At 73.4% G+C, this 13,872-nt stretch carries 12 protein-coding genes; 4 read left to right on the top strand and 8 right to left on the bottom strand.

Features of this window, described 5'->3' with window-relative positions:
• Window positions 1-127 precede the first annotated feature (127 nt).
• Window positions 128-988, bottom strand: coding sequence for a 3-methyl-2-oxobutanoate hydroxymethyltransferase (gene panB, locus ACZ597_RS13900; RefSeq protein ID WP_125819458.1), 861 nt, complete (start codon window positions 986-988; stop codon window positions 128-130).
• Window positions 989-1,294: 306 nt separating this feature from the next.
• Between panB and ACZ597_RS13895 the strand changes: the two genes are divergently transcribed.
• Window positions 1,295-2,323 (top strand): endonuclease/exonuclease/phosphatase family protein, encoded by a 1,029-nt coding sequence (locus tag ACZ597_RS13895; protein WP_471328741.1) that lies wholly within the window; start codon window positions 1,295-1,297, stop codon window positions 2,321-2,323.
• Window positions 2,324-2,365: 42 nt separating this feature from the next.
• Here ACZ597_RS13895 and ACZ597_RS13890 read toward each other — a convergent pair whose 3' ends face one another.
• Window positions 2,366-4,120: an NAD+ synthase gene (locus ACZ597_RS13890; protein ID WP_471328739.1), complete on the bottom strand. Its 1,755-nt coding sequence runs from the start codon at window positions 4,118-4,120 to the stop codon at window positions 2,366-2,368.
• A gap of 60 nt (window positions 4,121-4,180) precedes the next feature.
• Window positions 4,181-5,608, bottom strand: coding sequence for a DUF4190 domain-containing protein (locus ACZ597_RS13885; protein ID WP_471328737.1), 1,428 nt, complete (start codon window positions 5,606-5,608; stop codon window positions 4,181-4,183).
• A 322-nt stretch (window positions 5,609-5,930) separates the two neighbouring features.
• On the opposite strand from ACZ597_RS13885, the gene ACZ597_RS13880 reads away from it, so the two are divergent.
• Window positions 5,931-6,659: a DUF998 domain-containing protein gene (locus ACZ597_RS13880; protein ID WP_471328736.1), complete on the top strand. Its 729-nt coding sequence runs from the start codon at window positions 5,931-5,933 to the stop codon at window positions 6,657-6,659.
• Window positions 6,656-7,540, top strand: coding sequence for an alpha/beta fold hydrolase (locus tag ACZ597_RS13875; protein WP_471328734.1), 885 nt, complete (start codon window positions 6,656-6,658; stop codon window positions 7,538-7,540). The genes ACZ597_RS13880 and ACZ597_RS13875 overlap by 4 nt, the downstream gene beginning before the upstream one ends.
• 12 nt (window positions 7,541-7,552) lie before the next feature.
• Here ACZ597_RS13875 and ACZ597_RS13870 read toward each other — a convergent pair whose 3' ends face one another.
• The 3 genes from ACZ597_RS13870 to ACZ597_RS13860 all read right to left on the bottom strand — a co-directional run bounded on the left by ACZ597_RS13870 (window position 7,553) and on the right by ACZ597_RS13860 (window position 9,303).
• The gene (locus ACZ597_RS13870) at window positions 7,553-8,209 is read right to left on the bottom strand and encodes a DUF305 domain-containing protein (protein ID WP_471328732.1); all 657 of its coding nucleotides are present in this window, start codon (window positions 8,207-8,209) and stop codon (window positions 7,553-7,555) included.
• On the bottom strand, window positions 8,206-8,856 hold the full coding sequence (locus ACZ597_RS13865) for a DUF3105 domain-containing protein (RefSeq protein ID WP_471328730.1): 651 nt from the start codon (window positions 8,854-8,856) through the stop codon (window positions 8,206-8,208). The genes ACZ597_RS13870 and ACZ597_RS13865 overlap by 4 nt, the downstream gene beginning before the upstream one ends.
• Before the next feature lie 72 nt (window positions 8,857-8,928).
• Window positions 8,929-9,303 carry a hypothetical protein gene (locus ACZ597_RS13860; protein WP_471328729.1) on the bottom strand — a complete coding sequence of 125 codons (375 nt, stop codon included), beginning with the start codon at window positions 9,301-9,303 and terminating at the stop codon, window positions 8,929-8,931.
• 175 nt (window positions 9,304-9,478) lie between these two features.
• Between ACZ597_RS13860 and ACZ597_RS13855 the strand changes: the two genes are divergently transcribed.
• Complete coding sequence (locus ACZ597_RS13855; RefSeq protein WP_344153501.1) at window positions 9,479-10,840, top strand: glutamine synthetase family protein; 1,362 nt, start codon at window positions 9,479-9,481, stop codon at window positions 10,838-10,840.
• Window positions 10,841-10,896: 56 nt separating this feature from the next.
• On the opposite strand, the gene ACZ597_RS13850 is transcribed toward ACZ597_RS13855, so the two are convergent.
• Both ACZ597_RS13850 and ACZ597_RS13845 read right to left on the bottom strand, forming a co-directional pair.
• Window positions 10,897-11,583, bottom strand: coding sequence for a hypothetical protein (locus tag ACZ597_RS13850; RefSeq protein ID WP_471328727.1), 687 nt, complete (start codon window positions 11,581-11,583; stop codon window positions 10,897-10,899).
• Between the two features lie 100 nt (window positions 11,584-11,683).
• Entirely contained in the window at window positions 11,684-13,762 is a 2,079-nt protein-coding gene (locus ACZ597_RS13845) for a PIG-L family deacetylase (protein WP_471328725.1), read from the bottom strand.
• Window positions 13,763-13,872: the final 110 nt, after the last annotated feature.

Below are 13,872 nucleotides of genomic sequence, written 5' to 3'. Positions count from 1 at the left end.
CCGCCTCTGACAAAGCTCCGACAGCCGGCCGACGGGACGCCGACAGCCCGCCGACGGGGCTGTCGGCGGGCTGTCGGTACTGCCGGGCGGTACCGACCGGCAGTACTACAGGTCGGTGCTTCCGGGACTAGTGGAAGGCGTGCTCCTCCTGCGGGAACGTTCCGCCGACCACGTCCTCGGCGAAGGCCTTCGCCGCGTCACCCATGGTCTGCCGCAGGTTCGCGTACTGCTTCACGAAGCGCGGCATCTTCCCGCCGGTCAGGCCCATCATGTCGGTCCACACCAGCACCTGCGCGTCGCACTCCGAACCGGCGCCGATGCCGACCGTCGGGATGTGCAGGGACCGGGTGACCTCGGCGGCCAGCTCGGCCGGGACCAGCTCCAGGACCACCGCGAAGGCACCCGCGTCCTGCGCCGCCTTCGCGTCGCGCAGCAGCTGGTGCGCGGCCTCGTCGGTGCGGCCCTGCACCCGGTAGCCCATGGCGTTCACGGACTGCGGGGTCAGGCCCAGGTGGGACATGACCGGGATGCCGGACTGCACGATCAGCTCGGTCTGGTGCAGCGAGCGTTCGCCGCCCTCCAGCTTGACCGCCCCGACACCGGCCTCCTTCACCAGCCGGGTCGCGCTGCGCAGCGCCTGCACGGCGCCTTCCTGGTAGGAGCCGAACGGCAGGTCGCCGACGACCAGGGCACGGCTGGTGCCCCGTACGACGGCCGCCGACAGCAGGGTCATCTCGTCCATCGTCACGGGGACGGTGGTGTCGTAGCCGAGGTGACAGTTGCCCATCGAGTCACCGACGAGGATCACCGGGATGCCGGCCTCGTCGAACACCGACGCCGTCATGGCGTCGTAGGCGGTGAGCATGGGCCACTTCTCGCCGCGCTCCTTGGCGAGCATGAGGTCCCGGACGGTGATCCGGCGGGTGCCGGTGCCTCCGTACAGGGTGGGGGAGGCGGCTTCGCGGGCAGGCGAAACGGCATGCGTCATTGCAACTGCTCCTTGTGTCATCTCGAGGCGCCCTCACGGCGTCCCCGGACTCACCCACCATGGTGGCACTCGTCCGGCCGTCGACGGAAGTGGCGGGGCTGCGACGCGCTGACCCGTCCGTCACACTCCTGGCCCGCCTCCAGGCGCGCCGGAGCCAATGTGCGCGTTTCGTGACAACCGGAACCCTTGCCGCACGGCCGTTCGTCCTCCCGGTTGTACGGCCGCGAGGTCGGCACGGAAGGCTCCGAACATCGCCTAGGGTCAAGGGGCGGGGACGGAGCGCGAGCACGGCAGCGAGGATTAGGCATGGCACAGGCGTACATGACGGAGACGGGGAACGACGGCTCCGAGCCCGGTCCCTCCGGATCCGGCCTGAAACGCCGGCTGGCCGAGCTCCGCCGCGACCGGGGGATCTGGAAGCGGGGGATCGTCACGGCCGGCATCGCCGCGCTGATCTCACTGATCATGGTCTTCCACGCCGAGCTGCCCAACGACGTCGGCAACCTCGGCAGCCTCACCGAGACCTTCCTGCCCTGGCTGGGCCTGGCCGTCCCGGTGCTGCTGGCCGTCGCCGTGGTCCGCAAGTCGGCGACGGCCCTGATCGCGATACTGCTGACGGCCGCGGTCTGGGTGAACCTCTTCGGCGGCCTGGTCACCGACAAGTCGGGCTCCGGCGGCAACCTGATGGTGGCCACCCACAACGTGGACGCCGACAACCCGGACCCGCGCGGCACCGCCGAGGCGGTCGCCAAGTCGCGGGCCGACGTACTGGCCCTCACCGAGCTCAAGGCGGGCGCCGTCCCGACCTACGAGAAGGCACTCGAAGGCGTGTACAAGTACCACGCGGTCGAGGGCACGGTCGGCGTGTGGAGCAAGTACCCGCTGACCTCCAGCAAGCCCGTCGACATCCGGCTCGGCTGGACCCGCGCCATGCGCACCACCGTCGCCAGCCCCTTCGGCGAGATCGGCGTGTACGTCGCCCACCTGCCCTCGGTCCGCGTCAAGCTGAACGCCGGCTTCACCGCCAACCAGCGCGACAACAGCGCCGACGCGCTCGGTGCGGCCCTCGCCGCCGAACCGCTGAAGAACGTCATCCTGCTCGGCGACCTCAACGGAACCATGAACGACCGCGCCCTGTCCGAGGTCACTTCGCAGATGCGTTCCACACAGGGTGCGGCCGGCGACGGCTTCGGCTTCAGCTGGCCGGCGCAGTTCCCGATGGCCCGGATCGACCAGATCATGGTGCGCGGGGCGAAGCCGGAGGCCTCCTGGACCCTGCCGCGCACGGGCAGCGACCACCTGCCCGTCGCCGCCCGGCTGACCGTGCGCAAGTGACGGCGCGGCCGGCCGCCCGCGGGGCGGCCGGCCCGGCCCCGGCTACGGCCGCTCGCGCCAGCCGTTGGTGATGGGCAGCCGGCGGTCCTTCCCGAAGCCCTTCGCGGAGATCTTGGTGCCCGGCGGGTACTGGCGGCGCTTGTACTCCGCCGTGTCCACCATCCGCAGGGTCTTCGCGACGAGCTCCCGGTCGAAGCCGGCCGCGACGATCTCCTCCAGGCCCCGGTCCCGGTCCACGTACAGGTCGAGGACCGCGTCGAGCACCGGGTAGTCCGGCAGCGAGTCCGTGTCCACCTGCCCCGGGCGCAGCTCGGCGCTCGGCGGCTTCACGATCGAGTTCTCCGGGATGGGCGGGGTCTCGCCCCGCTCGGCGGCGGCCCGGTTGCGGTAGCGGGCGAGCCGGAAGACGTCGCTCTTGTACACGTCCTTGATCGGCCCGTAGGCGCCGACGGAGTCCCCGTAGAGGGTGGAGTAGCCGACGGCCAGCTCGGACTTGTTGCCCGGTGCCAGCACGATGTGGCCCTCCTGGTTGGAGACCGCCATCAGCATGGTGCCGCGCAGCCGGGACTGGAGGTTCTCCTCCGCCAGGCCGGTCAGGCCCAGCGAGCCCATGTACGCGTCGAACATCGGCTCGATCGGGACGGTGCGGAAGTTCAACCCGGTCCGTGCCGCCAGATCGGCGGCGTCGCCCTTGGAGTGCTCCGAGGAGTACTTCGAGGGCATGGCGATGCCGTACACGTTCTGCGCGCCGATCGCGTCGCAGGCGATGGCCGCGACGAGCGCCGAGTCGATGCCCCCGGAGAGCCCGATCAGGACGGAGCGGAAGCCGTTCTTGCGGACGTACGCCCGCAGGCCCACCACCAGCGCGTCGTAGACCTCCTCGTCGTCGTCCAGCCGCTCGGCGTAGCCGCCGGTCACGACCGGCTCGTACGCCTCCACCGGCTCCTCGGAGAGGATCACGCGGTCGATGCGCAGGCCGTCGTCGACGACGCCCTCGGGGGCGTCGGCCCGCGCGGCCGGGAGGTCCAGGTCGACCAGGACGCAGCCCTCGGAGAACTGCGGGGCGCGGACCACGACCTCGCCGGAGGCGTCCACGACGATCGAGTCGCCGTCGAAGACCAGCTCGTCCTGACCGCCGATCATCGCCAGGTAGGCGAGGGTGCAGCCGGCCTCCTGGGCGCGCTTGCGGACCAGTTCGAGGCGGACGTCGTCCTTGTTGCGCTCGTACGGGGACGCGTTGATCGAGATCAGCAGCCCGGCCCCGGCGGCGCGGGTGGCGGGGACGCGGCCGCCCTCCTGCCAGAGGTCCTCGCAGATGGCGAGGGCCACGTCGACGCCGTGGACCCGGACGACGGGCTGGGTGTCGCCCGGCACGAAGTACCGGAACTCGTCGAACACCCCGTAGTTGGGCAGGTGGTGCTTGGCGAACCGCAGCACGACCTCGCCGCCGTACAGCACGGCCGCGGCGTTCTCCGGGGAGCCGGCGGGGCGGCCGAGCCGGGGGGCGGCCCGCTCGCTGCGGTCGAGGTAGCCGACGACGACGGGGAGCCCGCCGAACCCCTCGTCGGCCAGGCGGCGGGCGAGCGCGGTCAGGGCGGTACGGGACGCGTCGACGAAGGACGCCCGCAGGGCCAGGTCCTCGACGGGGTAACCCGTAAGCGTCATCTCCGGGAACGCCACGAGGTGGGCGCCCTGCTCGGCGGAGTGCCGCGTCCAGTGCACGACCGAGTCGGAGTTGGCGGCGATGTCGCCGACCTGCGAGTCGATCTGATTCAGCGCGAGGCGAAGTTGAGGCACGGGACCCAGTCTAATCGTCTTTCTGACGCGATGTCCTGGGTCCCGGCCGTCGCGGGTGGTTCAGCGGACGGTGCCGGTGAACTTCGCCGGGGGCAGCAGGACGCCGGGGGAGAGCTCCGCGCTGATGCTCCGGGTCCCCTCCGGCACCTCGAAGGCGGCACTGCCGGAGGCCGTCTGGCCGGGGTCGAGCACGGTGTCGACGCGCTTCGGCATCCGGCCGTCGAAGACGAGCCTGCCGGCGTTGCCCCGCTCGTCACGGACCTCGGGGATCGCGTGGATCACGCGGTGGGGCTCGGCGGAGGTGTTGGTGATGGTGAAGCGCACCTCGACCGCGTTGCCCACCTCGATCCACTTGCTGGCGGTGGTGTACTTCCGGGGCGCCTCGACGGTCACCTTGACGCCGTTCGGGTACGTGTACGTACGGCCGAAGTCGAGCGGGGCGGTCATGCCGGGGCCCGGCGGGGGCGTGGGGAACGGGTCCTCCTCCCAGTCCTCGTCCTCGTCCCAGTCCTCCTCCCAGTCCTCGTCCGGGTCGACCACGACGTTCCGGGAGGCGCGGTCGACGGCCCTGTCGACGAAGGTGACGGTGAGGAACCAGCCGCCGACGCAGGCGCCGAGGCCGAGGATGCCGAGGGCGACGCCGAAGAGGGACATCACCTTGCGCGGGGCGCCGGCCCGGGCGCGGACGAAGGCGGCGATGCCGAGGCCGACGGCGGTGAGGCCGAGGAGCGCCCCGACCCAGAACACGAACGGCACGAGGCCGACGGGGACGGCCGCCAGGCCCAGCACCAGCGCGGCGACGGCCATCCCGTTGGAGGGCGCGGCGGGCACGGGCGGGTAGCCGGGGTGGGCGGCGTAGCCCGGGTGGCCGGGGTAGCCGGGGTACGCGGCGTAGGGCGCCGCCGGGGGCTGCCAGGCCTGCGCGGGCTGCCCCCAGGCGCCGACGGGCGGCGCGAACCGCGGCGGGACCGCTCCGGGGGCGGGCGTCGCCCAGGGGTTGAACTCTTCCACGGGCGGCGCGGGCGGCGGGGTCTGCGCGGGCGGCGGGGTCTGCGCCGGGGCGGACTCCGGCGGCGGGGCATCCTCCGGAGCGGGAGCCACGGGCACGGGGGGCACGGGGGCCTCGGGCGCGGGGGCCTTGGTCAGCGACGGGCCCGCCTGCTCCGGGGCCGGGGCCTCCGCCGGCGCGGCACCGGCCTGCGGGGCCTCCGGCTGCGGGGTCTTCGTCAGCGACGGCTTCGTCGGCTCCGGCCCGGGCTCCGGCTCCGGCCCGGGCTCCGGCTCCGGCCCGGGCTCCGGCTCCGGCCCGGGCTCCGGCTCCGGCCCGGGCTCCGGCTCCGGCCCGGGCTCGGGCTCGGGCTCGGGCTCCGGCTCCGGCTCGGGGGCTGGGGCGTCCGCCGGCGGGGTCTTCTCCAGTGACGGCTTCGCCGTCTCGGGTATGGGCGTGACCTCGGGCTCGGGCTCGGGCGGGTTCGGGGGCGTGCTCATACCTGGCGGCGTCCTTGGAGTGTGCGGCGTACGGGGCGGGAGGCGCGGTGTACGGACGATGCGGGCAGACTGCCATGCCCTCCGCCCCCCTCCAAGCCGTTTCGGCCCCGGCCCCGGCACTGGGGCGCGGAATCGGCCGATGTGCCGGAATCTGGACCTCCACCGGGGGTACCCCCAGGGGAACGCGGCGGGTGGCGCGCCCGTTGTCCCCGTGTGGGACTCGGCCGGATGGCCCAGGGTGCGCATCCCGGCGATCCCCAGCAGCGGCGCCGCCCGGGGGCGCCGCACGCCGACGCCGGATCTGCTGAGGATCATTCACACCATGCGTACAGAACGCCCGAACCGTCCGTACCGCCCCGAAGGAGCCCCACCCCACACGACGTGGCCCGTCGCCCTCCTCGTCGGTCTCGGCGCGGCCGCCTACACCGCATGGGTGCTCGAAGTCGTCCTCTCCACCGGCCTCAACCCCATCGAGACGTACGTCAGCGAGCTCGCCGCCCAGGACCAGCCCCTCGGCGGCCTCTTCCGGGCCACCGACTTCACCGCCGGCCTGCTCGTCTTCCTCGGCGGGCTGTTCGCCCTGGCCCGCCTGGTCCGCCACCCCGAGTCCCGGGGCTTCTGGGCCGTCGCCGGCTGGGCCGGGGTCACCCTCTTCGGCGCGGCCACCGCCGCCGACGCCTGGCTGCCGCTCAGCTGCCAGCCGACCGCCGACCCGGAGTGCGCCGCCCGCGAGACCGCCGGCCTCGTCCCCGCCACCCACCAGGCCCACGCCGTCAGCAGCAGCCTCGCCATGACCGGCGCCCTCCTCGGGATAGTTGCCCTCACCCTCGCCGCCCGCCGGTACGGACGGCTCGCGCCCCTCGCCCGCTACGGCCCCGCCCTCGTCGTCCTGGAACTGCTCGCCACCGCCTGGACCCTGACCGCCATCGCCCTGTTCACCGCCGGGCACGGGACCTGGGCGCTCGGGGCGGGACAGCGGCTCCAGGTGCTGCTGGTCGCGCTCTGGCTCGGGCTGCTGGCCCACTCCGTCCACAAGGAGGGCCGTACGTGAACGCCCCCGCCCTGAACCCCCCGGCCCGCTTCGTCCGGGTGGACGGGGTCCCGCTGCACGTCGTCGTCGAGGGCCGCGGTGACGGCGCCGGGCCCGCCGTGGTGCTGAGCGCCGGGCTCGCCATGGCCTGGTTCGACTGGGACCCGGTCGCGACCCTGCTCGTCGCCCGGGGCCGGACCGTGATCCGCTTCGACCGGCCGGGCCACGGCCTGAGCGCCCCGGCCGCCGAGCCGCCGGGCGCCGCCGCGGAGGCCCGCCGGATCGCCGGGCTGCTGGACGCGCTGGGGCTGGACGCCGCCCCCGTCACCGTCGTCGGGCACTCCATCGCCGGGTTCCACGCCGAGGCCTTCGCCCGCCTGTACCCCGAGCGCACCGCCGCCCTGGTGCTGGTCGACTCCAGCGTCGAGGAGGCCCCCCGCACGCTGCTCCCCGCCGCGCTGCGCACCGGCGCCGCCCGCGCACTCGGCCGGGCCGTCACCGCCGCCGGGCTCCCCGCCGCGCTGGGGCCCGCGCTGCGGGCCGGGGCCGTACGGGCCTCCAGGGCCGGCCGGGCCGCGGACCCCGCCCCGCGGGACCTCGTACGCCGCTGCTACCGCACGGGCCGGGTCTGGCGCGGGGCCCTCCTGGAGAACTCCCGCTACCCCGACACCGCCGCCGAACTGCTCGCCCTGCGCGCGGAGCACCCGCTGAAGGCACCCGCCACCGTCCTGGCCGGCCACGACGGCCCGCCCGGCGACGCCGCCCCGCGCTGGCTCGGCCGCCAGGCGGCACTGGCCGACGCGCTCGGCGCCCGCTTCGAGGTCGCGGAACCCGCCGGGCACCTGGTCATGCTGGACCGCCCGCACCAGGTGGCACGGGCGGTCCTGGACGCCGCCGCCTAGACGGCGTACGCCCTAACGCGGCGCCGCCCCGCGCCGGCGGAGCATGTCCTCCATCAGCTTCAGCTCCGACTGCTGCGCCTCGGCCATGCCCTGCGCCAGCGCCCGCTCCGCAGGGGTGCGGCACTGGTGGGCACAGCCCTCGGCCATGGCGACGCCGCCCTTGTGGTGGTCGGTCATCAGCTGGAGGTACAGCACCTCGGCGTCCCGGCCGTTCGCCGCGCCGAGCCGCTCCAGCTCCTCCTTGGTGGCCATGCCGGGCATCAGCGCCCCGGGCTTGGCCCCGGCGTGCCCGGCGTGGCCGCCGTGCCCCTCACCGGACCGCATCCAGGACATCGGCGGCTCGTCCGCCACCACCTTCGGCAGTCCCCACAGGTCCAGCCAGCCCAGCAGCATGCCGCGCTGGTTGGCCTGCGTGTTCGCGATGTCGTACGCGAGCCCGCGCACGGGCTCGTCCTGGGTGCGGTCGCGGACGATGAAGGACATCTCCACCGCCTGCTGGTGGTGCACCGCCATGTCCCGGGCGAAGCCCGCGTCCGGCGAGTACAGGGCCGGCGCGGCGGAGCCGGCGCGGTCGCCGTCCGGTCCGTTCGCGGTGGCGACCGTGGCCCCCACCGCGAACAGCACGGCCAGCACGACGGCCGCGCCCGCCGCCCAGTACGTACGGGTCACTTCTCGCCCAGCCCGTTGGTGCAGGCCGCACCCGGCTCGGGCGTCTGCGTGCCCTGCACGTACTTGGTGAAGAACTGCGCCACGCGGGGGTCGTCCGCCTTGTCCACGGTCATCTGCTTGCCCCAGGCGCTGAGCATGATCGCGCCGGCCTGCTCCTTGACGGGGCTGAGCAGCGTGTAGGGGGTCTTGCCGACCTTCTCCGCGAGCTTGTCGACCTCGGCCTTGTCGGCCTTGTCGTTGTACGTCACCCAGACGGCGCCGTGCTCCAGCGAGTGGACGGCGTTCACCTCGGGGACCGGGTTCTTGTAGACGTCGCCGTTGCAGTTCATCCAGCGGGGGTGGTGGTCACCGCCGACCGGCGGGTTCATCTCGTACTTGACCGGGGTCTCGACGTGGTTGCGGCCGAGCTTCTTCGCGTCCCAGGTCTGCTCGCCCGAGACGGGGGCCTTGCGGGCCGCCTCCGCGTCCTTCTCCTTCTGCTTCTGGTCGATCAGCACCCAGGCCCCGAATCCGACGAGGCCGGCGACGATCGCCGTGGAGATGCCGATCGCGAGGAACTTGTTGCGCCGCTCGCGCGACTGCTCGGCGCGGCGCATCTCGGCTATGCGCTGCTGGCGGGAGTTCTGCTGTGACGTCCTGCTGGCCATGTGCCCTTGATTCCTTCTGCTGAGGGGGGTGTGGGGGTGGTGCCGTAGATGTCGTCCGGTGCGCCGGAGCGCTCAGGTCCGCAGCACTTGCAGGACGTGCAGGCCGGGGGCGCGCGCGAGGGTGCCGTGCGGCCGCACCGGCCCCGGGGCCGCGCCGGGGCGGGCGGCGGGCGCCGGTCCGCTCCCGGGCAGGGCCGCGGCGGGCGGCGGGGCGGGCAGCACGGCGGGGGTCACATGGGCGAGGGGGGAGCAGCCCGGAAGGTCGTACGGGGACACGCAGGTGGCGTGCGCCGCGTGTCCGGCGTGCACCCGTCCGGGTTCCGCCGCGGGCCGCACGCACAGGAGGGCCATGCCGGCCGCCACCCCGGCCGCGACCAGCAGCGCGAGGACGGCACGCCGGAAGGGGCGCCCGTGGCGTCCGCTCCGCGTGTGCTCCCAGCCCCCCATGGCCGCTGATGGTAATGCTCATGACGGGCCCTGGGTCAGAGCGGGGGTGCCATCGGCCTTGGGGGGTGCGTAATGTGGCGGAAACCACCACTGGCGATACTGGACGGGCCCGGCTGTGCCCCCCGTCCTTTTGCGGTGGTGGTGCACAGATCGTCTGAACTGCGAGGATGAAGGCATGGACAAGCAGCAGGAATTCGTCCTCCGGACGCTCGAGGAGCGCGACATCCGCTTCGTGCGCCTGTGGTTCACCGATGTGCTGGGCTTCCTGAAGTCCGTCGCGGTCGCCCCCGCCGAGCTGGAGCAGGCCTTCGACGAGGGCATCGGCTTCGACGGCTCCGCGATCGAGGGCTTCGCCCGGGTCTACGAGTCCGACATGATCGCCAAGCCGGACCCGGGGACCTTCCAGATACTGCCGTGGCGCGCCGAGGCCCCCGGGACGGCCCGGATGTTCTGCGACATCCTGATGCCGGACGGCTCCCCGTCCTTCGCGGACCCGCGCTACGTCCTCAAGCGCATCCTGGCCAAGACCTCCGACCTGGGTTTCACCTTCTACACCCACCCGGAGATCGAGTTCTTCCTGCTGAAGGACAAGCCCCTCGACGGCACCCGCCCGGTGCCGGCCGACAACTCCGGCTACTTCGACCACACTCCGCAGAACGTGGGCATGGACTTCCGCCGCCAGGCGATCACCATGCTCGAATCCATGGGCATCTCCGTGGAGTTCAGCCACCACGAGGGCGCCCCGGGCCAGCAGGAGATCGACCTCCGCTACGCCGACGCCCTCTCGACGGCCGACAACATCATGACGTTCCGCCTGGTCATGAAGCAGGTCGCGCTGGAGCAGGGCGTCCAGGCCACCTTCATGCCGAAGCCCTTCTCCGAGTACCCGGGCTCCGGCATGCACACCCACCTGTCCCTCTTCGAGGGCGACCGCAACGCCTTCTACGAGTCGGGCGCCGAGTACCAGCTCTCGAAGGTCGGCCGCTCCTTCATCGCGGGCCTGCTGAAGCACGCCGCGGAGACCGCCGCGGTCACCAACCAGTGGGTCAACTCCTACAAGCGGATCTGGGGCGGCTCCTCCCGCACCGCCGGCTCCGGCGGCGAGGCCCCCTCGTACATCTGCTGGGGGCACAACAACCGCTCGGCCCTGATCCGGGTCCCGATGTACAAGCCGGGCAAGACCGGTTCCTCCCGGGTGGAGGTCCGCTCGATCGACTCGGGCGCCAACCCGTACCTCACGTACGCCGTCCTCCTGGCGGCGGGCCTCAAGGGCATCGAGGAGGGCTACGAGCTCCCGGCGGGCGCCGACGACGACGTCTGGGCCCTCTCCGACGCCGAACGCCGCGCGATGGGCATCGAACCCCTCCCGCAGAACCTGGGCGAGGCGATCTCCCTGATGGAGCGCAGCGAACTGGTCGCCGAAACCCTCGGCGAGCACGTCTTCGACTTCTTCCTGCGCAACAAGAAGCAGGAGTGGGAGGAGTACCGGAGCGAGGTCACCGCCTTCGAGCTGCGCAAGAACCTGCCGGTGCTGTAGGCGACTGGCGCCACTCCTTCGGGCCCGCGGTCGGCGACCGGGGGCCCGGAGCCGTTTCAGGGGTTGGCGCAGGTGAGGGTGACCTGGTCGCTGCGGGCGCTCAGGTTCGCGGACGGGACGTGGAGGGTCATGAACACGCTCGGCGAGATGCCGTTGACCGTCGCCGGGAGTTCGACCACCTTGAGGAGCGAGACGCTCTGTATGCCGGGGTCGAAGTGGGCCTTGCCCTTGGCGAAGGGTTCGGAGCTGGAGGCGTAGGTCCAGTAGTAGTCGACGTCGCCCTTGCCCGTGCCGGTGATCCGGCCGTCGAACTCGGCCCTGTTCGGCTTGGAGCAGTCGACCACGGTGCCCGGTTTGGTGAGGGTGACGATCTCGACCTTGGTGACCTGGACCTTCCCCTGCTTGCCGGCGTCCTGATGGCCCCGGGGCGGCGTGGTGCAGCCGATGCGGTTGCCCTTGGAGCTGACGCTGTACTTGCCGTAGCGGACGTCGTGCTTGTCGAGTGCGCCATGGTCGTCCACCCGGGCGTGCTGGTTCGTGCGCGGGCCGTTGATCGTGACCGACTGGCCCGGCTCGAACCCCTCCAGGACGAGGTCGTACGAGGTGTCCGTGCCCTCGCCGCTCGAGACCAGCTCGCAGGAGGCGGCCGGCAGGGCCGCCGGGGCGGCGAGGGCCGGGGCCAGGGTGGCCGCGGAGAAGAGGAGCGGGGCGGCGAGGAGCGTGAGGTGGCGGTGCCGGTTCATCGTGCTGCCCTCCGTGACGGGAAAGCCCCCGATGCCGCTCCCAGGATATCGGCGCGGTGGGGGCGGGGCAGGCCGGGCGGGCCGGCCCCCGCCCCGCAGGTCAGGCGGGCGGCGGGAGGACGGCCGGGTGCCAGGTGGGGGTGGGGGCGGCGGGGCGGCCGGTGGTGGTGTGGAGCAGGCCGTCCAGGCCCAGGACCGCCGTGGTCGTGGTGCCGGACGGGTCGAGGACGGCCGACGGCGCGCCCGCGTACAGCATCCGGGACTCCGTCCAGGCGGGCGGCCCGCCCAGGGTGGTCGCGGCGACGGTGCCGGTGTCAGCGCGGCCCGTCAGCGTGCGGCCCGCGACGCCGACCGCGCCGTAGCCCGCCCGGCCGCCGGACTCGGAGACGCTGGAGACTTGCGGGGCGCCCGGGCCCGCGGTGACGAGCGCGCTGCGCACCACCCCGGAGTCGGGGCGGCGGAAGTAGAGCCGGATGCCCGCGCCGTCCCGGGTCGCCGAGAGGGGGACCGTGGTGGCGGGGAGTCCGGTGGGGTGCGGTCCGGCGAGCGGGGCGCCGGGGGCGGGCTGTGTCCAGGCCAGGACGGACTTCGTGGTGGTGGCGTAGACGTGGCGCCGGCCGGCGGCGTCGACGACGGCCACCGGGTCGCTCTGCAGGTCCTCGCCGCCCAGCTGCTGCCAGTCGGTGAAGGCCCCCGACGGCTGCTGCACGCGGGCGAGCAGGGTGCGGCGGGTGTCGCGGAGGTAGACGGTGAGGCGGCCCTCGGAGTCGACGGCGGCGGAGGGGGCGCTGATGGCCGAGGTGCCGGGCTCGTCGTCCTGCTCGGGGGTGCCGAGAGACTGCCAGGGCCCGAAGGGGCCGTCGGGGGCGGTCTGGGCGGCGTACACCACCTCGCGCCGGTAGTCGGCCGGCCGGGGTCCGAGGGCGGTGCGGGTGGCGAGGACCGCGACGCGGCCGTCGGGGAGGCGGGCGGTGGTGGCACCCGGGTCGATGCCGGTGCCGGGGAGCAGGGCGGGCCCGGTCCAGGTCCCGGCCCGGTCGCGGTTCCAGACGGCCATCCGGCCGTCCAGCGCGGCGAAGGCCCAGAGCCGGCCGGGGGTGCCCTCGGTGAGCCAGGAGGAGGTGTCGGCGCGGGCGTAGCGCAGCGACTGGGCCCAGTGGCGGCCGGTGGGGCTGCCCGCCACCTTGCGGTCGCCGCAGCCGGAGGGGGAGCCGCCGCAGTAGTCGGCCCGGTCCTGCCAGGCGTACGTCTTCAGGAAGCCGATCTTCGTCTCGGCGGTCTGCGGGTCGAGCGCGTGGGGGAGGGTGCCGTTGTGGTACCCGAGGTAGTTCTGGACCGAGAACCGCGGCCGGTCCGGGACCCGCTCGGCGTACAGGGCGGTGGCGGCCTGCACGAAGCGGGCGCCGTACATGTGGTCCTGGTGGTCGGTGTACTTGCCGGTGTCCGCGTACCGGTTGGGCGTCGGGTCCTGCATCCGTATCGTCGTCGGCCGGTACCGCTCCAGGACCCCGGCTATCGACCGGACCACCTGGTCCTTGGTGTACGAGAACTGCTGCTTGACCGGGGTGCCCGTGGTGAGCTGCGCCTCCAGCGCCGGTATCCGCCCGTTCCACAGGCCGCGCAGGCTGTCCGGGTTCTCCGCGGCCGGGTTGCGGGCCTCGCGCAGCTGGAACCAGACCAGGTTGACCTGGGGGCGGGCGACGAGGACGTCGAGTTCGGCCTGCCCGCCGCCGGCCGTGGGTATGACCGTGCGCTTCCACGCGCTGGTGCGGTCCCCGGTGGCCATCTGGGCGTAGGCGGACCGTATGCCGTTCTGCCGGGCCTCCGCGTACCGGGCGCGGTCGGCGGGCTGCTCCGGGTCCCTGGCCTCGCCGCCGCGGGCCTCGTTGCGGCCGTCGGCCTCGCCGGAGGTGAGGTAGGCGGTGGTGACGGGGATCCCGGCCAGCAGGGAGCGGCTGAGGTCGGGGTTCATGAAGAACAGGTCGTCGTCGGGGTGCGCGACGATCTGCACGACCGTGCCGGAGGTGGTGCTGGCGGGCAGGGCGGCGGCCCGGTTCTTCCCCTCGCCGGTCTCGGCCGCGGTCTGCTGGCCGGAGGCGATGGAGAGGACACCGGAGGCGCCCACGGTCAGCATGGGCAGCACGGCCGCGAGGAGGAAGCGGCGGCGGGAAAGGGGCATGGTCACGGCCTCTTGAGGTCGCTTCGGGCAGGAAGAACCGCTGTGCAGTCAGTGAGAGGCCAAATCGGGGGAGTTGGTTCACCGATTTCGCCGATGACGCGCGCTTTTCC

Source organism: Streptomyces sp. NPDC040718, from assembly GCF_055593565.1.
This window is presented reverse-complemented; position numbering and strand designations above follow the sequence as displayed.

What these genes read in the sequence shown, in the direction of transcription:
- panB (WP_125819458.1), bottom strand. Translation starts at nt 988, where the DNA reads ATGACGCATGCCGTTTCGCCTGCCCGCGAAGCCGCCTCCCCCACCCTG.
- ACZ597_RS13895 (WP_471328741.1), top strand. Translation starts at nt 1,295, where the DNA reads ATGGCACAGGCGTACATGACGGAGACGGGGAACGACGGCTCCGAGCCC.
- ACZ597_RS13885 (WP_471328737.1), bottom strand. Translation starts at nt 5,608, where the DNA reads ATGAGCACGCCCCCGAACCCGCCCGAGCCCGAGCCCGAGGTCACGCCC.
- ACZ597_RS13880 (WP_471328736.1), top strand. Translation starts at nt 5,931, where the DNA reads ATGCGTACAGAACGCCCGAACCGTCCGTACCGCCCCGAAGGAGCCCCA.
- ACZ597_RS13865 (WP_471328730.1), bottom strand. Translation starts at nt 8,856, where the DNA reads ATGGCCAGCAGGACGTCACAGCAGAACTCCCGCCAGCAGCGCATAGCC.
- ACZ597_RS13860 (WP_471328729.1), bottom strand. Translation starts at nt 9,303, where the DNA reads ATGGGGGGCTGGGAGCACACGCGGAGCGGACGCCACGGGCGCCCCTTC.
- ACZ597_RS13855 (WP_344153501.1), top strand. Translation starts at nt 9,479, where the DNA reads ATGGACAAGCAGCAGGAATTCGTCCTCCGGACGCTCGAGGAGCGCGAC.
- ACZ597_RS13850 (WP_471328727.1), bottom strand. Translation starts at nt 11,583, where the DNA reads ATGAACCGGCACCGCCACCTCACGCTCCTCGCCGCCCCGCTCCTCTTC.
- ACZ597_RS13845 (WP_471328725.1), bottom strand. Translation starts at nt 13,762, where the DNA reads ATGCCCCTTTCCCGCCGCCGCTTCCTCCTCGCGGCCGTGCTGCCCATG.